The following is a 24,435-nucleotide window of genomic DNA, read 5'->3' on the forward strand; positions in this document are numbered from 1 at the left end:
TCCACGGTAACCGTCCCCGCGTCACCGCGACACGTCCCGGCCGTACCGTGATGACCATGCTCACCGGCCCGCCCGCTGTTCCCGTACCCCCGCCGCCGCCCCGCGAGACCGGGCCGTGGCCGGTCGTCGCGGCGGTGCTGACCGGCCTCTGGGCCGTGCTCGTCACCGTGCCCGGCCAGGTCACCGGCTGGTTGGTCGACCAGGTGGTGCTGGTCAGCGGGCTGGACCGGGCCCTGGCGGTGTGGCCGGTGGTGGCGGCGGCCACCGTGCTGCTGGTCGGCGCGCCCGCACTGGCGTTGGCGCTGGCGCCCCGCTCACCGGCACTGCGGGCGACCGGCCGCGCCTGGACCGCCGGTGTGCTCGCGCTGGGCGCGACGACGCTGCTCCGGGTGGTGCCGCCGGTGCACCACGAGGCGTACCTGGCGGCGCTGGCGGTGACCGCCGCGCTGCTCGCGTTCGCCGCGGAGCGGATCACCCGCCGTCGCCCGGTCGTCCCTCCGGCGGCGACCGGGGAGGCGGGCCGGGGCGGGCGGTTCGGGGCGGTGCCGTTGCTGGCGATCGCCGCCGGGCTGGCCACGCTGCTGCCCTGGGCCTGGATCGGCGCGCTGGGCGGGGCGTTGGAGACGCTGCTCGCCGGGCTGGCCGCCGCCGCGCTCGGCGTCCTCGCCGGGGTGCTGCTGGGTCCCGGGTTCTGGGCCGCGTTCGGCGCCGGGTCGTCGCGCCGGCCGGTCCGGGCGGCGCTGCTCGGCGGCCTGGTCGCCGGCGTCACGCTGACGTTGCTGGCCGCCGGGGCCGGGCAGTCCGGCGCGCAGCTCCCGGCGCTGGTCCTGCTGCCGCCGCTCGGTTTCGTGCTGGGCGCGCTGGACGCCGCGGCCCGGCACGGCGGCCGGGCGGCCGGCTCGGCGCCGGCGCGCTGGCTGGTCGGCCTGGCGCTCGCCGGGCCGCTGGCCTTCACCGACCCGGAGGAGGTCACGCTCCTGCTGGCCGCCGCCCGCGACGTGCCGTACTGGGTCGCGGTCGGCACCGGCGCCGGGTTCGCCGTCGCGGCGCTGCTCGCCGTCGGGTACGGCGTGCTGTTCGCCCGGAGCCGCGCCGGCGCGCCCCGGCGCGGTCCGGCCGCGCTGGCCGCCGGCGCGCTGCTGGCCGCCGTGGCGGTGGTGTACGTGGTGCCCGGCCAACCGGGCCTGCACGGCGAGCGGCTGCTGGTGGTGCTGCGCGAGCAGGCCGACCTGCGTGGCCTGCCGGCCGGCGCGCCGGGCCGGGCGGGACGGGACGCGCGGGCCGCCGAGGTCTACCGGCGGCTGGTGGCCACCGCCGACCGGACGCAGGGCGACCTGCGCCGCACGCTGCGCGGACTGCGCCTGAACCCGACGCCCTACTACCTGGTCAACGCGATCGAGACGGACGGTGGGCCGGCGGTGCGGGCGTGGCTCTCCGGCCGCCCCGAGGTGGCCCGGGTGCTGGTCGGCCAGCGCCCGCGCCCGTTGCCCGCGGCGGCGCCGCCGGCCCGGGGTGACGCCCCGGCCCCGACCGGTCCGACCTGGAACGTGTCGCTGATCGGGGCGGACCGGGTCTGGTCGGAGCTGGGCGTCACCGGTGCCGGCGTGGTGGTGGGCAGCTCGGACTCCGGGGTGGACGGCCGGCACCCGGCGCTCGCCGCCGGCTTCCGGGGCGGCGACGACTCCTGGTACGACCCGTGGGAGCACCGCCGCGCGCCGGCCGACCGGGGCGGCCACGGCACCCACACGCTGGGCAGCGCGGTCGGCCGCGACGGGATCGGGGTGGCGCCCGGGGCGCGCTGGGTGGGCTGCGTCAACCTGGACCGCAACCTGGGCAGCCCGGCCCGCTATCTCGACTGCCTCCAGTTCATGCTGGCCCCGTTCCCGCCCGGCGGGGACCCGTTCACCGACGGCCGTCCGGCGCGCGCCCCGGACGTGCTGACCAACTCGTGGGGCTGCCCGCCGCTGGAGGGCTGCGATCCGGGGGCGCTGCGCCCGGCCACCGCCGCGCTGGCCGCCGCCGGCATCCTGGTGGTGGCCGCCGCCGGCAACACCGGTCCGCACTGCGGGTCGATCGTCGACCCGCCGGCGCCGTACCCGGACGTGCTCACGGTCGGCGCGGTCGACCGGAGCCGCCGGCTCACCGACTTCTCCAGCCGGGGCCCGGCCGCAACGGTCGACAAGCCCGATCTGGTGGCCCCGGGTGCGGCGGTGCCGTCGGCGTTCCCCGGCGGTGGTTACGCCACCCTGGACGGGACGTCGATGGCGACGCCGCAGGTGGCCGGCGTGGTGGCGCTGATGTGGTCGGCCAACCCGGCGCTGGTCGGCGACCTGGACCGGACCCGGCGGATCCTCGCCGACACGGCCACCCCGGCCACGGTCCCCGCCGGCGCGCCCTGCGGGGGCACCCGCGACCTGGTCGGCGCGGGCCTGGTCGACGCGTACGCGGCGGTGCGGGCCGCCCGGGCGACCTCCAGCGGTTAGGAACCCTGTCCATTGCCGCGCCGATGACCTAGGGTCGGCGACCATGGACGTGGAGATCATCGAGCTGGGCCGGGACCGCCTGCCCGAGGTCGTCGAACTCTGCCGGCGGTCGCTCGACCTGCCGGAGGACGCGGCCGAGGCGTCGGCCGTGGTGACCACGCTGGCCGACCGCGCCGCGGCCGACCGGACCGTGCTGCGGCTCGGCGCGGTACGCGACGGCACGCTGGTCGGGGTGCTGGTCGGGTCGCTGTCGGGGACCGATCCCCGGCTCGGCCACGTCGACCTGGTCGCGGTGGCCCCGGCGGAACGCCGCCAGGGGGTCGGTGGCGCGCTGCTCGCGGAGGCGGAGGCCCGGCTGGCCGCGCTCGGCGCCACCGAGCTGCTGCTGGCCGGCAACCCGCCGCACTACGCCTGGCCGGGCATCGACGTGCGCTACACACCGGCGGTCTGCGCCGCGTCGCGGCTCGGCTTCCGGCAGGACCGGACGGCCTGGAACATGACCGCCGAGCTGACCGAGGGGTCACCGGCGCTGCGCTCCACCGAGGCCGCCGAGCAGCGGCTGGCCGGGCGGGGCGTGACCGTACGTCGGGCCGGACCGGCGGACCTGCCGGCGTTGACCGCGTTCGCCCGGGCCACGTTCGGCGGCACCTGGGACGGCGAGCTGGCCGGTTCGGTGGGTCGCCCGGACGCGGGCGCGCACCTGGCCGAGCGGGACGGGGAGATCCTCGGCTTCGCGGCCTGGGGGTCGGCGCGACCGAGCTGGTTCGGGCCGATGGGCACCGCCCCGGCGGCCGAGGGGTCCGGCATCGGCGGGGTGCTGCTGCGCCGCTGCCTGCGGGACCAGGCGGCGTCCGGGATCGGCGCGGCGCAGATCGGCTGGGTGGGCCCGGTGCCGTTCTACTCCGGCGCGGCGGGCGCCCGGATCGAGCGCGTCTTCTTCCTCTACCGGAAAGCCATCAAAAGGGCATAACGCCGTTCACCCTCCATGGCGTCACCCGGGACCTACGGTCGGTAGGCAGGAGGAGGCGGTGCATGAGCACGGATGACGAACGGGCCGACGACCCGGCCACGGGCCGACGCCCGACCGATGAGCTTCCCGGGCAGCTCCCGTTCGACCGGCTCGACGTCGGCGACGCCGAGCAGCTCGCCGAGCTGGCCGGGGCCGACCAGCCACCCGTGGAGGAGCCACGGCAACCGGTGGACGAACCGAGATGGCTGCCGCCCCCGTACGACCGGGCGAAGAAGCGCCGCAACCAACGGCCGCTGCCCACCTGACACGTACGCGGAAAGGGGGCGGACCGCTGACGCGGCCCGCCCCCTTCGGCGTACTGGATGGAGCTGGACTCAGAAGTCCATCTCCCCGCCACCCGGGCCCGCCGGGGCGGCCGGGGTCTTCTCCGGCTTGTCCGCCACGACGGCCTCGGTGGTGAGGAACAGCGCGGCGATCGAGGCGGCGTTCTGCAGCGCGGAACGCGTCACCTTGGCCGGGTCGATGATGCCCGCGGCCAGCAGATCCACGTACTCGCCGGTCGCGGCGTTGAGGCCGTGACCCGGGTCGAGGTTGCGGACCCGCTCGACGACGACGCCACCCTCCATGCCGGCGTTGACGGCGATCTGCCGCAGCGGGGCGTCCAGCGCGATCTTGACGATCTGCGCGCCGGTCGCCTCGTCGCCCGCCAGGTCCAGCTTGTCGAAGGCGGTCTTGCCGGCCTGCACCAGCGCGACGCCACCACCCGGGACGATGCCCTCCTCGACGGCGGCCTTCGCGTTGCGGACGGCGTCCTCGATGCGGTGCTTGCGCTCCTTCAGCTCGACCTCGGTGGCCGCGCCGACCTTGATCACCGCAACACCGCCGGCCAGCTTGGCCAGACGCTCCTGCAGCTTCTCCCGGTCGTAGTCGGAGTCGCTCTTGTCGATCTCGGCCCGGATCTGGTTCACCCGGCCCTGGATCTGCTCGGCGTCGCCGGCACCGTCGACGATGGTGGTCTCGTCCTTGGTCACCACGACCTTGCGGGCGCGGCCCAGCATCTCGAGGCCGGTCGCGTCCAGCTTGAGGCCGACCTCCTCGCTGATGACCTGGCCACCGGTGAGGATGGCGATGTCGGTCAGCATGGCCTTGCGGCGGTCACCGAAGCCCGGCGCCTTGACGGCGACCGACTTGAAGGTGCCCCGGACCTTGTTGACCACCAGGGTGGCGAGGGCCTCGCCCTCCAGGTCCTCGGCGATGATCAGCAGCGGCTTGCCCGACTGCATGACCTTCTCCAGGATCGGGAGCAGGTCCTTCACCGACGAGATCTTGCTGTTGACGATCAGGATGTAGGGGTCGTCGAAGACGGCCTCCATACGCTCCGGGTCGGTCATGAAGTAGGCGGAGATGTAGCCCTTGTCGAAGCGCATGCCCTCGGTGAGCTCGAGCTCCAGGCCGAAGGTGTTGCTCTCCTCGACGGTGATGACGCCTTCCTTGCCCACCTTGTCCATCGCCTCGGCGATGATCTCGCCGACGCTGGGGTCGGCGGCGGAGATGGAGGCGGTGGAGGCGATCTGCTCCTTGGTCTCCACGTCCTTGGCGAGCTTGAGCAGCTCCTCCGAGACGTTGGCCACGGCCGCCTCGATGCCCCGCTTCAGGGCCATCGGGTTGGCGCCGGCGGCCACGTTGCGCAGACCCTCACGGACCAGGGCCTGGGCCAGGACGGTCGCCGTCGTCGTGCCGTCACCGGCGACGTCGTCGGTCTTCTTCGCGACCTCCTTGACCAGCTCGGCGCCGATCTTCTCGTACGGGTCCTCGAGCTCGATCTCCTTGGCGATGCTCACACCATCGTTGGTGATGGTGGGGGCACCCCACTTCTTCTCGAGCACGACGTTGCGGCCCTTGGGGCCGAGGGTCACCTTCACGGCGTCGGCGAGCTGGTTCATGCCCCGCTCGAGGCCGCGGCGCGCCTCTTCGTCGAACGCGATCATCTTGGCCATACGGCGTTGTCCTCCTGGACACTCACGGGCCACCCGGATGCCCGGATGGGCCGTCTGGTGTACGCACCTTGGGGACGTCGCCACCTGGCGACGACGACGTCTCCTCGGTCGGGCCGGACAGCCCGCGACGACCGGCCTCGTACCGCTCCGACGCCCTTCGGGCACCGGCGCGATCGTGGCCCTACCGCCCCGACCTTCTGGCACTCACCGTACGCGAGTGCCAATGACTTGTTTAGCACTCTCCCTAGCCGAGTGCAAGCACGACAGCCCCGCTCAGCCGAGTTCCGCCGCCAGTCGGGCCGCGTTCACCGGGCCTTCCTGCGCCCGCTGTTCGGCGTACGCGACGACCAGCCCGACCAGCTGCGCCAGGTAGGCCGGCGCGGCCAACGCGGCGCCGACCACGGCCAGCGCCACCGCGCCGACGGTGGTGCCCGGCGCGCTCGTCGGGTCGGCCCCGAACACCACCCCGCTCACCGTGCTGACCACCAGGTCCAGCACGGTCGCCGCGAGCAGCGCGCACATCACCAGCGCCACCCGGCCCAGCACCATGCCGAACCGCTGGTGGAACATCCGCCAGGCCCGCCCGATCGGCTCCTGCCGCTCGAACAGGTAGACCGGGCCGAACAGGGCGACCGCGAACCCGACGTAGACGCCGGGCAACAGGCAGAGGCACGCGCCCACGGTGATCAGCAGCGAGGCCACGATGGTCCAGCCCCAGAGACCGAGCGCGCGGCGCAGCCCGTACCGGAGGGCCGCGCCGAGACCGGCCGGCTCACCGGCCGCCTGGCGGGCGACCACCCACGTGCCCGCGCCCCAGCCGGCGGCCTGCACCGGGCCGAAGATCAGCGCGGCGAGCAGAACCACGCCGTAGAAGGCGAACATGTGCTCCAGGTAGCCGTCGGGCAGCACCGGCGCACCGTCCGGCCCGGTCACCGGCTCGTCGGTGGGCACCAGGTAGAGCGAGAGGACCGAGATGATCGCGGCCGGGACGCACTGGGCGAGCAGCACGATCGGCAGCAGCTGACGCCAACCGCGCCGCACCGCGCCGGCACACCGCGAGAACCAGCCGGCGACACCGGCGTGCGGCGGGGTGACCAGCGGGTCGTTCGGGTCGGCGGGCGGATACCAGCCGTAGTGGCCACCGGGCATCGGCTGGGCCGGATACGGCGCGCCGGGCATCGGGTGGCCCGGATACGCCGGCCCGCCGGCCGGCCAGCCCCAGCCCGTCGACGGGTCACCCGGCGGCGCGGGCCAGCCGGGCGGGGGCGTGGCGCCGGACGACGCGGGCCAACCCGGCGGAGGCGTGGCCGGGGTGGCGGGGTCGGGGTGGGCGGGCTGCGACGCGCCGGGGCCCGGCTGCTCGGGCACGACCGGCCGGGCCCAGGGATCGGCGGCCGGCGCGGGCGATCCGGACGGGCCCGGCTGCCCCGGCACCGGCCCGGCGGTCGGCGGCGTGGACCGGGTCGGGTCGGTCGGCGCACCGGACGACGCCGGGGGCATCGGTTCGGTGGAACCCGACGGGGGCAGGTCGGACATGGGCCCTCCTCAGCGGCAACGGCTGGAACGGCTCATGATCTTCCACGGTGCGGGGCCGCACCGCAGCCCCGGTCGGGGTGGCTCGGCCGCCGACGGCGGGCCCGGCCGGGTCAGGCGATGACGCGGACCCGCTCGGCCTGCGGACCCTTCTGGCCCTGGGCGATCTCGAACTCGACCCGCTGGCCGTCGTCCAGCGCCTTGTAACCGTCCATCTCGATCGCGGAGAAGTGGACGAACACGTCCTGCCCGCCGTCGACGGCGATGAAGCCGTAGCCCTTTTCGGAGTTGAACCACTTCACGGTGCCCTGTGCCACGGTGCACTTCCTCACTCTGCGCGGCGTTCCAAGACCCGGGAACCGGCGGACCGGCACCGGCGGCGCACCGGTTTCGGCGATCGGCGACGGCCGCTGAATCGGTGACCGAAATCGCACGCTACACGAGGCGTGACGACCGCGCACGACCACAAATCGGGCATATTCCGGCCCGGAACGCGGCACCCGCGTACGCCGTCCGGGGACGGTCCGGTATGCATGCGACATGACCAGCACGACCGTCCTGACCACCGTCCGCCGGATCCGTCCGGAGGACGCCGCCCGGATGCGCGCCCTCCGGTTGGAGATGCTCGCGGACAGCCCGCTGGCGTTCCTGGAGACCGTGGCCGAGGCGGCGGCCCGCCCGCACGCCGACTTCGCCGCCCGGGTGGCGGCGGTCTCGCGCGGCGACCACACCGCCCAGTTCGTGGCCGACCCGGGCGGCCGCCTGGTCGGTCACGCGGGTGGGGTCGCCGCGCCGGACGAGCCGGGCCTGACGCTGGTCTACGCGGTCTACCTGACGCCGGCCCGGCGGGGAAGCGGGCTGCTGGCCGCGCTGGTCGACGAGGTGGCGGCCTGGTCCCGGGCCTGCGGGCGGCCCGAACTGATGATGGAGGTGGTGGTCGGCAACGACCGCGCCTACCGGGCCTACCAGAAGCTGGGCTTCACCGACACCGGCGTACGCGTCGCGCACCCGCGCATCCCGGGCCTGCACGAACTCCAGATGCGCCGCGCGGCCTGACGGGGTGTTAAGCGGGGGCCCCTTCTCTACCTGAGGCGTTAAGAAGGGGCCCCTCCTTTCACGCGTGCCGGCGGCTCTGCACGACGCGGAACCGGTTGGCCACGTACGCGCCGTCGGTCAGCGCGGAGTTCGCCGCCGGGTTGGCGCCGGAGCCGTGGAAGTCGGAGAACGCGGCCGACTGGTTGACGAAGACGCCGCCGGTCAGGTTGCAGGACAGGTGCACGCCGGCGTCGATCGCCGCCTTCTCGGCCGCGTCCAGCACCGCCTCGTCGGTGGAGTAGACCGCCGCGGTCAGCGCGCCCTTCTCCCCCACCGTCTCGCGCAGGATGCGCAGGCTGTGCTCGGTCGAGTCGGTGGCGATGGCGAACGAGATCGGCCCGAACCACTCCCGCGAGTAGGTCGCCGTGTCGCCGGCGTCCAGCTTGACCACGGTCGGCGTCCGCACCACCGCGCCCGGGAAGGACGGGTGCGCGACGGTCCGCGACTCCAGCACCGGCTCGCCGACCTTGGTGACCTCGTCCAGCCGCTCCAGCACGCCGTCGTTGACGATCGCGCCGGTCAGCTCGACGCCCCGGGCCGGGTCGGCGGTCAGCTTGGCGACCGCGCCGGCGATCCCGGCGGCCACCTCGTCGAAGCTCTTGTGCCCCTGGTCGGTGTCGATGCCGTCGCGCGGGATCAGCAGGTTCTGCGAGGTGGTGCACATCTGGCCGCTGTAGAGCGTGAGCGTGAAGCCGAGGTTGCGGCAGAGCCCGGCGAAGTCGTCGGTGGAGTCGATGACGACCGTGTTCAGGCCGGCCTTCTCGGTGTAGACGGCGGCCTGCCGGGCGTTCGCCTCCAGCCAGTCGCCGTACTCGGTCGAGCCGGTGAAGTCGACGATCTTCACGGCCGGGTGCAGGGCCAGCGTCGAGGCGAGCTTCTCGCCCTGCGCCTCGGGGGCGAGCTGCACCAGGTTCGGGTCGAACCCGGCCTCGGCGAGCACCTGCCGGGCGTACTTCACGGTGACGGCGAGCGGCAGCACCGCGCGCGGGTGCGGCTTGACCACCACCGGGTTGCCGGTGACCAGCGACGCGAAGAGACCGGGGTACGAGTTCCAGGTCGGGAACGTGTTGCAGCCGATGACCAGGGCCACGCCGCGGGGCACCACGTGGAACGTCTTGGTCATCCGCAGCGGGTCGCCCTTGCCGGCGGCCTTCTCCCAGCCGGCCGTCCCCGGGTGGCGGCTCATCTCCGCGTACGCGTAGGCCACCGCCTCCAGCGCCCGGTCCAGCGCGTGCGCGCCACCGGCCTGGAACGCCATCACGAACGCCTGACCGCTGGTGAACTGCACGGCGTTGGCCAGCTCGAACACGTTCTTGTGGAGGCGGTCGAGGATCTCCAGGCAGACCCCCGCCCGAGCCTGCGGACCGGCGTCGCGCCAGGCCGGCAGCGCGGCGGTCGCGGCGGACACCAGTTGGTCGGCGCCGGCGTGCGGGTAGCGCACGTCCAGCGGCACACCGAACGGGCTGGCCTCGGTGGCGACGCTGCTGCCGTCGCCCGGCTGGTCGAGCGGGAAGTCCCCGCCCAGGTACGCCTCGAACGCGGCCTTGCCGTCGGCGGCGGCGGTCTCGCCGTACACCCGGGGGCTGGGCGACTCGGGATAGGCCGACCAGTACCCGCGCTCCGTGATCGCGGTCAGCGCCCGGTCGAGGGTCTCGCGGTGCCTGTCGTACAGGGGGTGCGGGGTCTCCGTCATGCCCGCCATCATGCAACAGGAAGCCACCAGATCAGTAGGGGCGTGTCACAACTGAAGATCGGTCGCCGGCGAACGGATCGGGCCGGAACGGCGACAGGGCCAGCGGGTTTCCGCTGGCCCTGCGCGAGGTTGGTCGGGAGGGACGTCCGCACAACGCCTCCGGCGTTGGGTCGCAAGAACTTGAAAAGTCTCCGGCGGATGCCCTCCCGCACGAAGCATCTTGCGCCGTCCGGTTCCTGTCGTCAAGTCCTTGTCGGCGGGTTTCTGGCACTCACCGCACATCGCCGGTTACCCACCGGTCCTGCCCGATCCCCCACCCGGGCGAGTCCCACCTCCACCGCCCGACCGAGTCGATCAAGGCTCAGGTGAGGAGGTCGGCGTCGCGGGCGGCGCGGAGGCTGGGCTTGATGCGGTGGGTGGGGCCGACCTGGGCGGCCACCGCGTCGAGCGTCTTGAGACCCTCGCCGGTGTTGAAGACGACCGTCTCCGCCGTCGGGTCGAGCCGGCCCGACTCGACCAGCTTGCGCAGCACCGCGACCGTGACACCGCCCGCGGTCTCGGCGAACACGCCGGTGGTGCGGGCGAGCAGCCGGATACCGGCACGGATCTCGTCGTCGTCGGCGTACTCCATCCAGCCGCCGGTGCGGCGGACCGCCTCCAGCGCGTAGAGGCCGGCGGCCGGGTCACCGATGTTCAGCGACTTGGCGATGCCGGTCGGCTTGACCGGGACGATGGTGTCGCTGTCGGCGTGCAGCGCGGTGGCGATCGGGTTGCAGCCGGCGGACTGCGCGCCGAACACCCGCCAACCGCCGGCCGGCGCCTCGACCAGGCCGATCTCGACCAGCTCGGTGAACGCCTTGTCGATCTTGGTGAGCAGCTCGCCGCTGGCCATCGGGATCACCACCTGGGCCGGGATCCGCCAGCCGAGCTGCTCGGCCACCTCGTAGCCGAGCGTCTTGGACCCCTCGGCGTAGTAGGGCCGGACGTTCACGTTGACGAACGCGGTGTCCTCGAAGTCGTCGGTCTCCACCAGCTCGCCGCAGAGCCGGTTCACGTCGTCGTACGAGCCGTCGACGGCGACCAGGTCGCCGCCGTAGACCGCGGTGGTGACGACCTTGCCCTGCTCCAGGTCACCGGGGATGAAGACCACCGACGGCACGCCGGCGCGGGCGGCGTGCGCGGCGACGGAGTTGGCCAGGTTCCCGGTGGACGCGCAGGCGTAGCGGGTGAAGCCGAGCGCCCGGGCGGCGGTCAGCGCCACCGACACCACCCGGTCCTTGAACGAGTGGGTGGGGTTGGCGCTGTCGTCCTTGACCCAGAGCGGGCCGGTGAGGCCCAGTTCGGCGGCGAGGTGCGGGGCGGACACCAGCGGGGTCAACCCGGGGTCGAGGGTGACCCGGGTGGCCGGGTCCTGGCCGGCCGGCAGGAGGTCCGCGTACCGCCAGATGCTGTTCGGGCCGGCCTCGATGCGCTCCCGGGTGACGGTGGCCAGAGCGGCGGTGTCGTAGTCGACCTCCAACGGCCCGAAGCACTCGTAGCAGGCGTGCTGGGCGGCCAGCGGGTACCGCGCGGAACAGGCGCGACAGACCAGGGCGCGGGCCGGGCTGCGGGTGGTGTCGATGCCGGGTGCGGCGGGAAGCGTCGACGTCATGTCGAGGGTGTCCTCTCATCTTTCCCCGCATCGCCGGGTGCGGCGGGGACGGAATTGGCACCTGCCCGCGATCGCTCGTCGTCGAGCGCGCGGGTGGTTGCCGGGGCGTCGTCGGGCCGTATCCCTCAGCCCCTCTGGATGAGGTATGCAGTTGTGCCGCCGAGTCTATGCGCCGCTCACGGCCACGCCACCTCGGGATCCCACGCTGTGGGCCGGCTCAGCGACCGACCACCGCGACCGGCTCGACCACCGCCGGCCGGTCCACCACGACCGCCGGCACGGGGGTCGCCGTCGTGGCCCGCCGGGCCGGGGTACGGGTGACCAGGTTCGCCGCCACCAGGGCGGCGACGGTCAGCCCGGCGCCGACCAGCTCGACCGCGCCCGGCCGGTAGCCGCGCAGGATCTGCACCGCGAACGTGGTCACCGGGACCAGATTCATGAACAACGCGGCGTCCGCCGCCCCGAGCCGCCGGACGCCGGTGTTCCAGGCCAGCACCGCGATCACGGCGGCGACCAGCACCGCGTACGCGAGCTGGGGGGCGACCGCGACGAGGTCGGCGGCGTGCGGGGCGTGCTGGACCCCGGTGAGGTCGGCGGCGGCGCTGGCGGCGAGCATGGCGATCGTGCCGGCGACGGCGGTCAGCGCGGTGTAGCGCAGCGGCGACCACTCGGGGAACCGGGTCGCGCCGTGGGTGTAGAACGCCCAGCCGAGCACGGCGCCGACCATGAGCAGCCCGCCGAGACCGAACTCGCCCAGCCCGTCGAGCCGGCCGCGGGTGATCACCAGGCCGACGCCGACGAGCGCGACCAGGGAGAGGCCGAGCATCGCCGGCCGGGGCCGGACGCCGTCCCGCGCCCAGCGGACCAGCTGGGTGACGACCGGCACGGTGGCGGCGAACAGGGCGATCTGCTGCGGGGCCGCGTGCCCGAGCGCGAGGTTGGTGAGCGTGTTGAAGCCGGCGAAGCCGAGCGCACCGAGCAGCAGCACCTCGACCCCGCGTCGCTGCGTGGTCAGGGCGGTCACCCCCTCCCGGGCCAGGAGCAGGGCGACCAGCACGGCGGTGGCGAGCACGTACCGGGCGGTGGTCAGGTTGAGCGCGTCGACCCGGGTGAGCGCGCTGGCCAGGACGGGGAACATGACGCCCCAACTGAGCACCGCGAAGAGCGGGAGGGCGGCGGAACGGGAACGCATCGCAGCTCCTATGTTCGAGTATCGTCGAACCAACGGAGCCGACTCTAGGAGGTTGTTCGACGGATGTCGAACATGGGTTACCCTGGTCACATGGAGCTGCACGAACCCGAGTTGCGCGACGTGCCGGTGACCGCGGTGCTGGCGGCGCTGGCCGACGACGTCCGACTGCAGATCGTGCGCACGCTGGCCGGGGGCGGCGAGCACGCCTGCGGCACGTTCGAGTTCGGCGTCTCCAAGGCCACCCGCAGCCACCACCTCAGGGTGCTGCGCGAGGCCGGCGTCACCCGCACCCGCGTCGCCGGCACCAGCCGATACGTGCGCCTGCGCCGCGAGGAACTGGACCGCCTCTACCCGGGCCTGCTCGACGCGGTCCTCGCCGCGCCCGACCGGGTGGCATGATCACCGGATGCGGAACGCGGCGGCCCGACTCGGCGTCATCGCGGGGCTGACCCTGCTGACCGCCTGCACCCCGACGCCGCGCCCGATCGACCCGCTGCCCACGCCACCGCCACGGCCGGGCGACGCCGCCGACGCCGCGACCCCCACCCCGGCCTGCTCGCCGGAGGGCATCCGGATCGTCGAACTCGGGGTGAGCGCCGCGATGGGGCTGCGGGCGATGGGCCTCGACCTGGTCAACTGCGGCAACCGGCCGTACGAGCTGCGCGGCTATCCGGCGGTCGCGCTGCGCGACGCCGACGGGGACCCGATCACGGTGCGGGTGATCCCCGGGGCCGCCCCGATCACCTCGGGCTTCGACGACCCACCCACCGCGCTCGTGCTGCGCCCCGGCGAACGGGCCGGCGCCGCGCTGATCTGGCGCAACCTGGTCACCGACGCGACGGTGGTGGCGACCGACGGCGTCGAGCTGGACGTCGCCCCGGTGGCCGGCCGGCCGGCGTACCCGGTCGCGCTGGACGGGCCGATCGACCTCGGCAACACCGGTCGGCTCGGCGTCAGCGCCTGGAAGCGGCGCGACCCGGCGCCGACCACGCAGGCGCCCGCGCCGTCCGCGCCGATCGGTCCGCCGTCGCTCGCGACCACCCCGGTCAACCCGCTCTGAGGTCCTGGCACGGGACGGGGAGTCCCGCACCAGGGCCCGGTGGGGGACCGACTCAGGCGGGGACCGACGTGCGGGGCGCGGGAGTGGCGTCCGCGGGCTCGCCCCGACGGCGGGACAGCAGCGCGTCGAGCGCCCAGGTGCCGGGGCCGAGCACCGCGACCAGCAGGAACGACCAGCAGAACATCGCGGCCAGCTCGCCGCCGTTGCGGATCGGCAGCAGGCCGTGCGGCTGGTGCACCACGAAGTACGCGTACGCCATCGAGCCGGAGGCGAGCAGCGCGGCCGGCCGGGTGCCCAGGCCGACGAGCACCAACGCGCCGCAGACCAGTTGGATCAGCGCGGCCCACCAGCCCGGCCAGGTGCCGAGCGGGACCGCCCCGCCGGTCGCCGGGTTGCCGCCGAGTATTCCGAAGATCGACGCCGCGCCGTGGAGCAGGAAGAGCAGGCCGACGACGATGCGGAACAGGGAGAGCACAGGGCCTTTCAACTGGCTCGGGACCATGGGAAACCTCCTGGGACGGGTATCGGACGACGTCCAGGATGGCGGCGCAAAAGATTGAAGTTAATCAATTCCTTGCTGGCGGGACAACTTCGTGGGAACGCTCCCATGATATGGAAGTCCGAAAGCCGCCGGGAAGACCTGCGGCTCGACTCAGCCCGGCTCGGCGAACCCCAGTTAGTCAGGCCCTCCTCAGTCGGCCCCGCACGGTCGGGTCAAGCTTCTCCCGAGTGCGATATGACTCTGAGTCATAATTATGACTCAGAGTCATAAGAGGGTTAGAGGAGACATTGCTTCTGACGGAGCGTTGCGGAGAGTGACCGCCGTAACCAGGCGAGAGTCGAGCTGGCCGACAGCCGACCGGCCCCGACGGGTCGGTGACGGCCACCTCAGCTCGTGACGTCCTTGCGGGTGAAGCGCCAGAAGGCCAGGCCCCAGAACAGCGTGGCGTAGACGATCGCCGAGATCGCGCCCTTGACCACGTCGTCGGTCTGCATCGGCGACGACAGCAGCCCCAGCCAGGCGCTGCTGTAGTGGGTCGGCAGCAGGTTCCGCAGTCCGCCCAGCGCGGTGATCTGGTCCAGGATGCTGGAGAGGATCCAGAGCAGCACCGCACCGCCGACCGCACCGAGCGCGGCGTCCGTGGTCACCGAGAGCAGGAACGCCAGCCCGGCCACCACCAGCAGCACCACCGCCAGGTAGCCCAGCACGCCGAGCAGCCGGAGCAACCCGTCGGTCGGCGCCAGCTCGGCGGAGACCTGGCTGCTCAGCGGCTTCCACCCGTACCGCAGCGTGCCGGCGAGCAGCGCGGTGCCGGCCAGCAGCACCAGCGCCAGCCCGGAGTACGCGAGCGCGACCACCAGCTTCACCGCGAGCAGCCGGGCCCGGGGCACCGGCACCGCCAGCAGGTAGCGCAGGCTGCCCCAGCTCGCCTCGCTGGCCACCGTGTCGCCGCAGAACAACGCCACCACGACGACCAGCAGGAACGACGCCGACACCAGGATCGAGAACAGGGTGAAGTTGAGGCCGCCCGAGGTGGCCAGGTCGGCCAGGCTGGCGAACTCGCCCCGGCCGCCGCCGTCGTCGTCCCCGGAGTCGAACTGGAACGCCACCAGGATGATCAGCGGCAGCAGCACCATGAACCCCAGCGCGAGCTGGGTCCGGCGGCGCGACGCCTGCCGCCGGAACTCCGCGCCGAACGGCATCGTGGCCGACGGCCGGTAACCGGCCGCCGCACCACCCGCGCCGGGCGCAGCCGTGCCGCCGGGGGCGACCGCGCCACCGCCGGACGACGCCACCGAAGAACCCGCCATCACCGGTCACCGCTTCCCCGAGAGTTCTCGCCCACCAGGGCGAGGAACGCGTCCTCCAGGCGGCGCCGGGGCACCACCCGGTCCACCCCGATGCCGGCCCGGACCAGCTCCGCCACCACCTCGCTCCGGGCGGTGCCGTTGGTGTCGACCACCAGCCCGCCGTCGGAGTCCGGCAGCACCCGTACGCCGTCCAGCCGGTCGAGCACCGTACGCGCCGCGTCCGGGTCGCTCACCTCGAACAGCACGCTCGGCGACTCGCCGACGATCTCCTCGACCGGCCCGGAGGCCACGATCCGGCCCTTGTTCACCACCACCGCGTGCGTGCAGGTCTGTTCCACCTCGGCGAGCAGGTGGCTGGAGACCAGCACCGCGCGGCCGTCGGTGGCGTACCGCTGGAGCACCCGGCGCATCTCCGCGATCTGCGGCGGGTCCAGCCCGTCCGTCGGCTCGTCGAGCACCAGCAGCTCGGGCAGGCCGAGCATGGCCTGCGCGATGGCGAGCCGCTGCCGCATGCCGTGGCTGTACTTCTTCGTCCGCCGGTGCACCGAGTCGCCCAGACCGGCGATCTCCAGTGCCTCGTCGAAGTGGGCGTCCTCCCACGGCCGCCCGGTGGCCCGCCAGTACGCCTTGAGGTTGTCCAGACCGGACAGGTGCGGCAGAAAGCCGGGCCCCTCGACCAGCGCGCCGATCCGGGAGAGCACCGGCGAGCCGGGCACCAGCCGGTGGCCGAAGACGTGGATCTCCCCGGCGGTGGGCTGGGTCAGCCCCATCAGCACCCGCAGCGTGGTGGTCTTGCCCGCGCCGTTCGGCCCGAGCAGGCCGACCACCTGGCCGGGGTGCACCTCGAAGTCCACGTCGGAGACCGCGACGAACCCGTCCGCGTACTCCTTGCGCAGGTTGCGCACGGCGAGCGGGACGCCCGCGTACTCCGGGTGCACGGAGCTGTCCTGGCGACGGTGCCGGCGGCGGGTGACCAGGACGACCACGACGAGCCCGACCACGATCGCGGCGAGCAGACCGGCCAGCACCCAGCGCCACACCGCGGCGGTGGTCGGGATCGGCGCGGCGTCGACGGTGGGCAGCACCAACGGGCCGTCGCCGAGCGCCACCGTGTGCACGGTCGGCTCGGCCGGTGTGGCGTACGCCTGGTCCGACGTCGCCACCACGAGCCGCAGCCGATGCCCGGCCTCGACCCGGCGGACGATCGCCGGCAGCGTGACCGTGACCGGGGCCGCCGCGTCCAGCGTGCGCGGCAGGCCGGTCAGCCGCACCGGCGCGACCAGGCCGGACGGCAACGTGGACGCGCCCTGCGGGTCGACGTCGTAGAGCTTGACGAAGAGCACCGCCTCGCCGGTCGGTGAGGCGGCCCGGATCCGCACGCTCGGCGCGCCGACCACGTCGACCGGGTCGTCCAGCGGCGCCGACTCGAAGCGCGCGTGCTGGCCGGGGATGTCCCCGGCCACGCCGTCGAGCAACGACCCGAGCGCGCCCGCGAACGGCACCGCGGAGATCGCCGCCGGGTTGCCGTTGGGCGGCACGGCGACCGGCTGGGCCCCGCCGGTCAGGGTGATCTCCCGGCGGTCCTGGCCGGCGACGCCCGGATAGTCGTCGGTGCGGAAGCCGGTGGCCACCAGGCCGCGGTCGAGCGCGTCGAAGCCGGCGATCCGGGAGAAGGTGAAGGTGTCGCCGGGGGCCGGGCCGTCGCCCCTGACGTAGTGGTCGAGCCACTGGGCGGTCAGGAACTTCACCCGGTCCGAGTCGGAGGTCGGGCCGGCGCCCCCGTCGTGCCCGCCGGTGAACCAGGCGACCCGCACCGGCGTGCCGGCGGCGGCGATGCCGCGCGCGTTGGCGTCCGCCTCGGTGAGCGGGAAGAGCGTGTCGGCCTCGCCCTGGACCAGCAGGGTGGGCGCCTTGATCCGATCGAGCACACCGGCCGGCGACGACCGCCGCAACAGCGCGACCGCCGCCGCGTCGGCCCGGCCGGTGGTGGCGATGCGCAGGTACGCGGCGCAGACGTCGGCGGCGAAGCGACCGCAGGACGGATCGGCGGCGGCGCCACCCGGCGCCCGTCCGGAGCTGCTGCCCGGGCCGGCGCCCGGCTGCGGGCTCGCCGGGCCGGCCGACGCGGGAGCGCCCTCCGGCTGGGCCGCGGTGGCGCCGGAGAGACCGGCCGGACCGGAGCCGGCGTTGCCGCCACCGCCGAAGAAGATGCCGGCCCAGCCCTTCTTGAACACGCCGTCGGTGGGCTCCCGGCCGGTGCTCTCCGGCAGGAACGCCCGGGACAGGTCGTTCCAGGTGATCATCGGGACGATCGCGTCGACCCGCTGATCCTGCGCGGCCAGCAGCAGGGCCAGGCCGCCGCCGTACGAGCCGCCGACCACGCCGACGCGCGGGTCGCCGGCCGCGTCCAGGCGCACCTCCGGGCGGGCGGCGAGCCGGTCCAGCAGGCGCTGCGCGTCCCGCACCTCGTGGTCCGGGCTGTCCAGGTGGATCTGGCCGCCGCTGCGGCCGAAGCCCCGGGCGGTCCAGGTGAGCACCGCATACCCCCGGGCGACCAGGTCCTCGGCGTCGGCGCGGACCGACTCCTTGGTGCCACCGAAGCCGTGCGCCAGCAGCACCGCCGGCACCCGGTTGCTCTCCGAGGCGTCGTCGGGCAGGTAGAGCGTGGTGTCCAGGTCGACCGGCTCGTCCCCGGTCGGTCCGGACCGGACGGTCACCACGGCCGCCTCGGTCCGGAAGTCCGGTCCCTGCGGGCGGACCGCCCAGACCAGGGCGGCCACGACCAGGACGACCACCACGACGGCGGCGACGATCCGGCGCGGACGGCCGGCGAGGGCGCGCCGGACCCGCGCGACGGGTGATCTCATGCGGCACACGGTACGGGCCGCCGGCTGAGCGTTCCCTGAGATCCGCCGTACGTCCGTCCGGCTGGGCCGTTCGTCGCGTGCCGTCCGTCGTCCGCAGAAGGTCCAGACCATCCCAGCGGGATGTATTCGGATCACGTGAATTCACATCTACAACCGCAAATCACCGTCGATGTCGCGTCTCGCCACGTCGATCGAACGCTCCGTGTTCACCCCTTCGACGTTCCGTCATACCCACCGAAGTGACGTGAAGCCGACTCATCGACCGAGGTTCCGACCACGCCCGGTTCGGCTACTTTTCCGGTCCGGTGCACGGGACTGCGTACGGCGACCTCCCGGGGCACCGCATCACCCTGCCGTCGCCGGAGGAGACAGACCATGACAGTTCCCGCGCCGCGGGTCCGTCGGCGGCCCTCCGTACCGGGCCGTGTCCTGCCCCTGCTGCTGGTGCTGGCGCTGATCGCCCCGCTCGGTCTGCTCTTCGCCCAGGCCTCCGGCACCACCGCCGACGATCACGACCTGGCGACCCGGGAACGCCTCGGAGTCCGCTACCTGCGCGCCCTCGGGCCGGTCACCGACGCGCTGGTCGAGGCCCAGTCCACCGCCGTCGCCGGGGCGCCGGTCTCCCGCGCGGCGCTCAACGCCGCGATCGAGCGGGCGGCCGAGGTGGACGCCGCCGTCGGCGACGAGCTGCGCAGTCACGAGCGCTGGGCCGGGCTGCGGGCCAAGGTGGAGGCGCTGCCGGACCGCGGTCTCGGCGACCCCGAGGCGGCCTACCGGGCGTACGGGGAGGCCACCGACCTGCTGCTGGCCCTCTACCGAAAGGTGCGGGAGAGCTCCGGCCTGATCCGCGACCCCCGGGCCGACTCCTTCTTCCTCCAGGACGGCATCGGCGGCGACCTGCCCACCGCGACCGTGCTGGCCGGCCGGCTCGCCGACCTGGTCCGGCTGGCCCCCGCCCGCCCCGCCGCCGAGCGGGTGAAGACCGGTGCCGAGCTGGCCGAGCTGCGGGTGGCCGCGCTCGGGCCCGCCATGGACCTGGTCGCCGACCTGCGCTCGGCGGTGGACAGCTCGGAGAGCACCGACCTGGGCGCCAACGTGCTCACTCCGCTGGACACCTACCAGCGCTCGCTGGAGGCGTTCACCGCGTTCTCCGCGCCCGGCCCGGGGCGCGCCGCACCGAGCACCGACCAGCTCACCAACGCCGGCCTGACCGCCCAGAACTCCGCCAAGGAACTCCGCACGGTGATCCTCGACCAGCTCGACGCGCTGCTGGAGGAGCGGCTGGACACGCTCGACCGGGACCGGCTCCTGGCCCGGATCGCGGCCGTGGTCGCGGTCGCGCTGCTGGCCGGGCTCGCCGTGGTCCAGCTCGCCGCGTGGCGCCGGGGCCGGCACCGCTCCACCGAGGCGCGGGAGCCGGCCGAGGCCGGCCGGCCGCCGACGGTCCGCCCGGACCAGCCGGCCGCGACCCGGCCCGCCGACCGCCAGCCCGTCACGGTGGGCGGCGGCGACGCCGAGCGGTGGAGGCCGTTCGATGCTGCTCGCTAGATTGCGGATCCGGGGCAAGCTCGCCCTGCTGGTGATCATCCCGCTGCTCAGCATGGTCGGGCTGGCCGTGCCGGTGGTCGTCGACCGGGTGGCCACCGCGCAGCGCGCCGCCGACACCGCCGAGACCGTCCGCGTCGCCAGCCGGATCGGCAGCCTGGTCCAGGACCTCCAGCAGGAACGCCTGCTCTCGGTCGGGTTGCTGCTCGGCCGGGTGACCCGCACCGAGCTGATCCAGAAGTCCGTCACCGTCGACGACCGGGTCGCCGACCTGCGCGCCGAGACGCTGCCGGCGCCGGTCCGCGCGGCCCTCGACGGGGTACGCACGCTGGCCGACGTCCGCACCACAGTGCTCGCCGGGCGGGCCACGCCGGAACAGATCCTCACCGCCTTCGCCGCGGTCGACACCGCCCTGATCGAGTCGTTGCGGCTGCCGTTCCAGGTGGACACCGACACCCCGGCCGGGCGGCAGGTGCTGGCCCTGGACGCGCTGCTGCGCGCCGACGAGGGGCTGAGCTCCTGCGCCACCCAGATCGTGCTGGTCAAGGCGACCGGCGACGCGAAGGTGGCCGGCTCGTACATCGCCTGCATGGCCGCGCTCAACGTGGACAACCAGCGGTTCCGCAAGCTCATCACGCCGGAGCAGCTCAAGCTGGCCCGGCTGGACGACGCCGCCGTGGCGGCCCGGACCAGCCCGACGTTCCTGGTCGACAGCGTCCGGGACCCGATCGGGGCGATCGCGCCGGTGCCGCTGGACGCGCTCTTCCCCTCGGTCCGCTCGATGATCACCCTGGGCCAGTTCGTAGAGAAGAAGGTCGTCGCGGACGTGATCGCGGAGACCCGCACCGAGCAGCGGACCGCGTTGACCGCGGCCTGGCTGGTCAGCGTGGCGGCGGTCCTGATCCTCCTCCTCGTGGTGCTGCTGAGCATGACCGTGGCGCGGACGGTGGCCCGGCCGCTGAGCCGGCTCACCCGGTCCGCCGAACGCGTCGCCCGGGTCGCCGAGGCCGAGCTGACCCGGGTCGCCGACGACGAGACCGAGTCGGTGCCACCGGTCCGCCTCGACCCGGTGGACGTCGACGCCCGGGACGAGATCGGCGACCTGGCCCGCGCGTTCGAGCGGGTGCAGCACACCGCCGCCCGGCTGGTCGAGCGGCAGGTGGCCGGCCGGCGCAACGTGGCGCAGATGTTCGGCCACGTCGGCCGGCGTACGCAGAACCTGGTCGGCCGCCAGATCGCGCTCATCGACCGGCTGGAACGGCAGGAGGCCGACCCGGCCCGGCTGGAGCACCTCTACCGGCTGGACCACATCTCCAGCCGGCTGCGCCGCAACGCCGGCAGCCTGGTGGTGCTCTCCGGCGCCACCGGCTCGGACGGGCACGTGGCGCCGGTCCCGCTGGCCGACGTGGTGCGGCTCGCGCTCGGCGAGATCGAGGACTACACCCGGGTCGACGTGCAGGTGCCACCCGGCGTCTCGGCCGCGCCCGCGATCGCCGGCGACCTGGTGCTGGCGCTGGCCGAGCTGATGGAGAACGCCACCTCCTTCTCACCGCCGCACACCCGGGTGGTGGTGGCCGGTGAGCTGACCGACGGCGGCGCCCGCCTCACCGTGGTCGACCACGGCATCGGCCTCACCGCCGAGCGGCTCGCCGAGGAGAACGCCCGCTTCACCCGACGGGAACGGCTCGACCTCGCGCCGACCGAGGTGCTCGGCCTGTTCGTGGTGGGCCGGCTGGCCCGCCGGCACGGTTGGACGGTCCGGTTGGCCGCGACCTCGGGCGGCGGGGTCACCGCCGGCGTGGAGATCCCGGCCGCCTCGCTGGTGGTCCGCCGGCCGGAGCGCCCCTCCGCCACGGCGGCCCGGGCCACCGTCGCACCCGCGGAGCGGCAGCCGGCACCGGCGGCCGAGGCGCCGACGCCCGCTCGGCCCGCCGAGGGCCGGCCGGTCGACCCCCCGCCGGCCGCCGTCGAACCGACCGGGTTCGACGCCGAGCTGCTCACCCGGGCCACCCGCAGCATCGCCACCGGCGAGTCGTGGGACGCGTTCGGCAGTCAGGCCGACACCCCGGACCCGGCCGGTCCGCGGGACGTGCCGGTGGCCGCCCCGGCCGGCGGCGCGCCGGTCGACGATCTCCGCTTCCCCACCGCCGGGCCGCCGCCGGCCTGGCCGCCCGCCGCCGGGCCGGCGACCACGCCACCCGCCGGTCCGGCCACCTACCCCGCCGGCCCGGCCACGTACCCCGCCGCCCCGACCCCGCCGACACCGGTCGTCGGCCCGGCACCGGCCGCTCCCCCGGCCGCCGGGCCGACGACCGGCCCCGCCCGCGTACCGTCCGACGGCCCGCCGCCCGGCGCCGCCTTCCCGCCGGCCGGCCCGCCGCCGGTGGCCCCGGCCGGACGGCCGTCCACCGGACCGGCTCCGGTCGGCCCGCCGGCGGGGCGGCCCGGACCGGCCGGCACCCGGCCGATCCGCAAGCGGGTGCCCGGGGCGAACCTGCCCACTGGTGCCCCGGCGGGCCCCGCCGGCCCGGCGACCGGACCACTGATCGGGGTTCCCGCCGACCCGGCCTCGGTCCGGGCGCTGGTCGAGGCGTTCCAGGACGGCGTACGCCGGGCCGAGGACGACGTCACCCCGGCCCCGCCGACGCCGGGACGTCCCCGGCTCAGCCGGCGGGTGCCCGGAGCCAACCTGGCCGTCTCCCCGGTGCCGGCCGCGCCCCCGACCAGCTCCGACCCCGGCGACCCCGTCGAGGTCCGCAACCTCATCACCGAGTTCGAGGCGGGCGTCGCCCGTGCTCTGCGCGAAGTCAGTACCGACCGTCGCTACGAAGAGGATCCATCACGGTGACCAGCCCGTTCCTGCACGACAACGTCGAACAGAGCTCCACCGGCGACCTCAGCCCCGAGGCGCGTACCTTCAACTGGCTGCTCGACTCGTTCACCTCCAGCACGGCCGGGGTGATGGAGGCGATCGCGGTCTCCTCGGACGGGCTGCTGATGGCCATGTCCGCCATCAAGGACCGGTCCAACGCGGAGCGCCTCGCCGCCGTCGTCTCCGGCATGACCAGCCTCGCCGGGGGCGCCGCGAGCTGGTACGCGCTGGGCGCGCTCAACCGGGTGATCGTCGACATGGCCGAGGGCTACCTGCTGATCAGCGCGATCAGCAGCGGTTCGGTCCTCGGCGTGGTCGCCGACCGCTCGGCCAACCTGGGCACCGTGGCGTACGAGATGACGCTCTTCGCGGGCCGCGCCGGTGGCGCCCTGAGCCCCCGCCTGATCGCCGAGCTGAAGAACGCCGTCCAGCAATGATCCCGGGGGCCGCCGGCGGGGACCCGGAGCCGGAACCCGGCGTCCGGATCCGTCCCTTCCTGCGCGCGTCCGCCCCGCTCACCGGGTCGGACGCGGGCGACGGGGAGCCGACCGGCCCACGCCCGTTCGTGCTCACCGCCGGACGGGTGGACGGTGACCCGGCGATCGGCCTGGAGACCCAGGTGACCGCCCGCGCGGGCAGCGGCACCTGGGCGGTGACCGCCCGGCTGGCCCCGGAGCTGGCGGCGATCGTCGCGATCTGCGCCGAGCCGGTCTCGGTCGCCGAGATCTCCGCCCGTACCCGGATGCACTTCGGGGTGACCCGGGTGCTGGTCGGCGACCTGCGCGCCGCCGGTCATCTCGACGTGCACGTCGCGGACGTCGACGACGCCCTCGATCCCGACATCATCCTGCGAGTGATTGATGGACTCCGTGCGATCTCCTGAATGGCCGGCGGCGGCCCTGGGCGGGCCGTCCGCGAACAGCGCCCCCACCCGCTACGGCGGCCCGGCCCCGCTGATCGGCCGGGCCACACCGCCCCCGCCCGCGCCGCCGCCGCTGCCGTACCGGCCCCCCGGCGCGCCCGGCGAACCGGCCCCGATCGTGCGGCGGGCGCCCGCGCCCCGCCCGCCGATCCCGGTGAAGATCCTCATCGCCGGTGGCTTCGGAGTCGGCAAGACCACCACCGTGGGCGCCATCTCCGAGATCGCGCCGCTGACCACCGAGGCGGAGATGACCAGCGCCGGCATCGGCGTGGACGACCCGGGTGGGGTGGCCGGCAAGACCACCACCACGGTGGCGATGGACTTCGGCTGCGTGACCATCGACCGCAGCCTGAAGCTCTACCTCTTCGGCACGCCCGGCCAGGCCCGTTTCGGCTTCATGTGGGACGACCTGGCGCGGGGCGCGCTCGGCGCGCTGGTGGTGGTGGACAGCGCCCGTCTCGACGACTGCTATCCCGCGATCGACTTCTTCGAGCGGGCCGGGCTGCCGTTCGCCGTCGGCGTCAACGCCTTCGACGGGAAGCTGGCGCTGGACCTGCCGTCGATCCGCTGGGCGCTGGCGATCGCCGAGCACGTGCCGCTGGTGCAGTTCGACGCCCGGGACCGGCTCTCCGTCCGGGACGCCCTGCTGGTCGTCCTGGACCGGGCGCTGGACCGGGCGACCCGGTCCCGGGAGGGTTGAACCGACGCTCGATCCGGTCCGTTTTCTGGCGAAGGGGGTGGAC

20 protein-coding genes and 1 riboswitch are annotated in these 24,435 nt (G+C 74.5%); of the genes, 11 read left to right on the plus strand and 9 right to left on the minus strand.

The window, feature by feature from the left end:
* The first annotated feature begins 50 nt into the window (after positions 1-50).
* The 3 genes from ACN27B_RS07005 (at position 51) to ACN27B_RS07015 (ending at position 3,758) form a co-directional block, all read left to right on the plus strand.
* A complete protein-coding gene (locus tag ACN27B_RS07005; protein ID WP_422744001.1) occupies positions 51-2,483 on the plus strand; it encodes a S8 family serine peptidase in 2,433 nt (810 codons plus the stop codon).
* A 43-nt stretch (positions 2,484-2,526) separates the two neighbouring features.
* Positions 2,527-3,453, plus strand: coding sequence for a GNAT family N-acetyltransferase (locus ACN27B_RS07010; protein WP_099163488.1), 927 nt, complete (start codon positions 2,527-2,529; stop codon positions 3,451-3,453).
* Positions 3,454-3,515: 62 nt separating this feature from the next.
* Positions 3,516-3,758, plus strand: coding sequence for a hypothetical protein (locus ACN27B_RS07015; protein WP_091569104.1), 243 nt, complete (start codon positions 3,516-3,518; stop codon positions 3,756-3,758).
* A 69-nt stretch (positions 3,759-3,827) separates the two neighbouring features.
* Here the strand turns inward: ACN27B_RS07015 and groL are convergent, their stop codons facing one another.
* From groL to ACN27B_RS07030, 3 genes are all read right to left on the minus strand, one after another.
* Positions 3,828-5,450 carry a chaperonin GroEL gene (groL, locus tag ACN27B_RS07020; RefSeq protein ID WP_018787968.1) on the minus strand — a complete coding sequence of 541 codons (1,623 nt, stop codon included), beginning with the start codon at positions 5,448-5,450 and terminating at the stop codon, positions 3,828-3,830.
* 273 nt (positions 5,451-5,723) lie between these two features.
* A complete protein-coding gene (locus ACN27B_RS07025; RefSeq protein ID WP_099163487.1) occupies positions 5,724-6,986 on the minus strand; it encodes a hypothetical protein in 1,263 nt (420 codons plus the stop codon).
* Between the two features lie 110 nt (positions 6,987-7,096).
* Positions 7,097-7,300 (minus strand): cold-shock protein, encoded by a 204-nt coding sequence (locus ACN27B_RS07030; RefSeq protein WP_067305333.1) that lies wholly within the window; start codon positions 7,298-7,300, stop codon positions 7,097-7,099.
* 223 nt (positions 7,301-7,523) lie between these two features.
* Here ACN27B_RS07030 and ACN27B_RS07035 point away from each other — a divergent pair, with 223 nt between their 5' ends.
* Positions 7,524-8,039: a GNAT family N-acetyltransferase gene (locus ACN27B_RS07035; RefSeq protein WP_099163486.1), complete on the plus strand. Its 516-nt coding sequence runs from the start codon at positions 7,524-7,526 to the stop codon at positions 8,037-8,039.
* A gap of 58 nt (positions 8,040-8,097) precedes the next feature.
* Here the strand turns inward: ACN27B_RS07035 and paaN are convergent, their stop codons facing one another.
* From paaN to ACN27B_RS07050, 3 genes are all read right to left on the minus strand, one after another.
* Positions 8,098-9,771: a phenylacetic acid degradation protein PaaN gene (paaN, locus tag ACN27B_RS07040; protein WP_422744005.1), complete on the minus strand. Its 1,674-nt coding sequence runs from the start codon at positions 9,769-9,771 to the stop codon at positions 8,098-8,100.
* A 361-nt stretch (positions 9,772-10,132) separates the two neighbouring features.
* Complete coding sequence (gene thrC / locus ACN27B_RS07045; protein WP_099163484.1) at positions 10,133-11,422, minus strand: threonine synthase; 1,290 nt, start codon at positions 11,420-11,422, stop codon at positions 10,133-10,135.
* A 12-nt stretch (positions 11,423-11,434) separates the two neighbouring features.
* Positions 11,435-11,567: riboswitch (SAM riboswitch) on the minus strand.
* Between the two features lie 72 nt (positions 11,568-11,639).
* Positions 11,640-12,614, minus strand: a complete 975-nt coding sequence (locus ACN27B_RS07050; protein ID WP_422744007.1) for a DMT family transporter — start codon at positions 12,612-12,614, stop codon at positions 11,640-11,642.
* Positions 12,615-12,704: 90 nt separating this feature from the next.
* Between ACN27B_RS07050 and ACN27B_RS07055 the strand changes: the two genes are divergently transcribed.
* Both ACN27B_RS07055 and ACN27B_RS07060 read left to right on the plus strand, forming a co-directional pair.
* Positions 12,705-13,013, plus strand: coding sequence for an ArsR/SmtB family transcription factor (locus ACN27B_RS07055; RefSeq protein ID WP_099163482.1), 309 nt, complete (start codon positions 12,705-12,707; stop codon positions 13,011-13,013).
* A 7-nt stretch (positions 13,014-13,020) separates the two neighbouring features.
* Positions 13,021-13,674: a DUF4232 domain-containing protein gene (locus ACN27B_RS07060; RefSeq protein WP_422744010.1), complete on the plus strand. Its 654-nt coding sequence runs from the start codon at positions 13,021-13,023 to the stop codon at positions 13,672-13,674.
* 52 nt (positions 13,675-13,726) lie between these two features.
* Here ACN27B_RS07060 and ACN27B_RS07065 read toward each other — a convergent pair whose 3' ends face one another.
* The 3 genes from ACN27B_RS07065 to ACN27B_RS07075 form a co-directional block, all read right to left on the minus strand.
* Positions 13,727-14,176, minus strand: coding sequence for a DoxX family protein (locus tag ACN27B_RS07065; protein WP_099163480.1), 450 nt, complete (start codon positions 14,174-14,176; stop codon positions 13,727-13,729).
* Between the two features lie 386 nt (positions 14,177-14,562).
* A complete protein-coding gene (locus tag ACN27B_RS07070; protein WP_099163479.1) occupies positions 14,563-15,486 on the minus strand; it encodes an ABC transporter permease in 924 nt (307 codons plus the stop codon).
* Positions 15,486-18,353: an alpha/beta fold hydrolase gene (locus ACN27B_RS07075; RefSeq protein WP_422744013.1), complete on the minus strand. Its 2,868-nt coding sequence runs from the start codon at positions 18,351-18,353 to the stop codon at positions 15,486-15,488. The genes ACN27B_RS07070 and ACN27B_RS07075 overlap by 1 nt, the downstream gene beginning before the upstream one ends.
* Positions 18,354-18,728: 375 nt before the next feature.
* On the opposite strand from ACN27B_RS07075, the gene ACN27B_RS07080 reads away from it, so the two are divergent.
* The 5 genes from ACN27B_RS07080 to ACN27B_RS07100 are packed head-to-tail and all read left to right on the plus strand — an operon-like array spanning position 18,729 to position 24,392.
* Complete coding sequence (locus tag ACN27B_RS07080; protein WP_396823059.1) at positions 18,729-19,901, plus strand: hypothetical protein; 1,173 nt, start codon at positions 18,729-18,731, stop codon at positions 19,899-19,901.
* Positions 19,888-22,746 carry a nitrate- and nitrite sensing domain-containing protein gene (locus ACN27B_RS07085; RefSeq protein WP_422744015.1) on the plus strand — a complete coding sequence of 953 codons (2,859 nt, stop codon included), beginning with the start codon at positions 19,888-19,890 and terminating at the stop codon, positions 22,744-22,746. Before ACN27B_RS07080 ends, ACN27B_RS07085 begins: the two co-directional genes overlap by 14 nt.
* A complete protein-coding gene (locus ACN27B_RS07090; protein ID WP_091569071.1) occupies positions 22,743-23,207 on the plus strand; it encodes a roadblock/LC7 domain-containing protein in 465 nt (154 codons plus the stop codon). Before ACN27B_RS07085 ends, ACN27B_RS07090 begins: the two co-directional genes overlap by 4 nt.
* Positions 23,204-23,653, plus strand: a complete 450-nt coding sequence (locus ACN27B_RS07095; RefSeq protein ID WP_091569069.1) for a DUF742 domain-containing protein — start codon at positions 23,204-23,206, stop codon at positions 23,651-23,653. Before ACN27B_RS07090 ends, ACN27B_RS07095 begins: the two co-directional genes overlap by 4 nt.
* Complete coding sequence (locus tag ACN27B_RS07100) at positions 23,631-24,392, plus strand: GTP-binding protein (protein ID WP_172967905.1); 762 nt, start codon at positions 23,631-23,633, stop codon at positions 24,390-24,392. The genes ACN27B_RS07095 and ACN27B_RS07100 overlap by 23 nt, the downstream gene beginning before the upstream one ends.
* Positions 24,393-24,435: the final 43 nt, after the last annotated feature.

Source organism: Micromonospora sp. WMMD754 (genome assembly GCF_049315235.1).
In the GTDB taxonomy this organism is placed as follows: Bacteria; Actinomycetota; Actinomycetes; order Mycobacteriales; family Micromonosporaceae; genus Micromonospora; species Micromonospora sediminicola.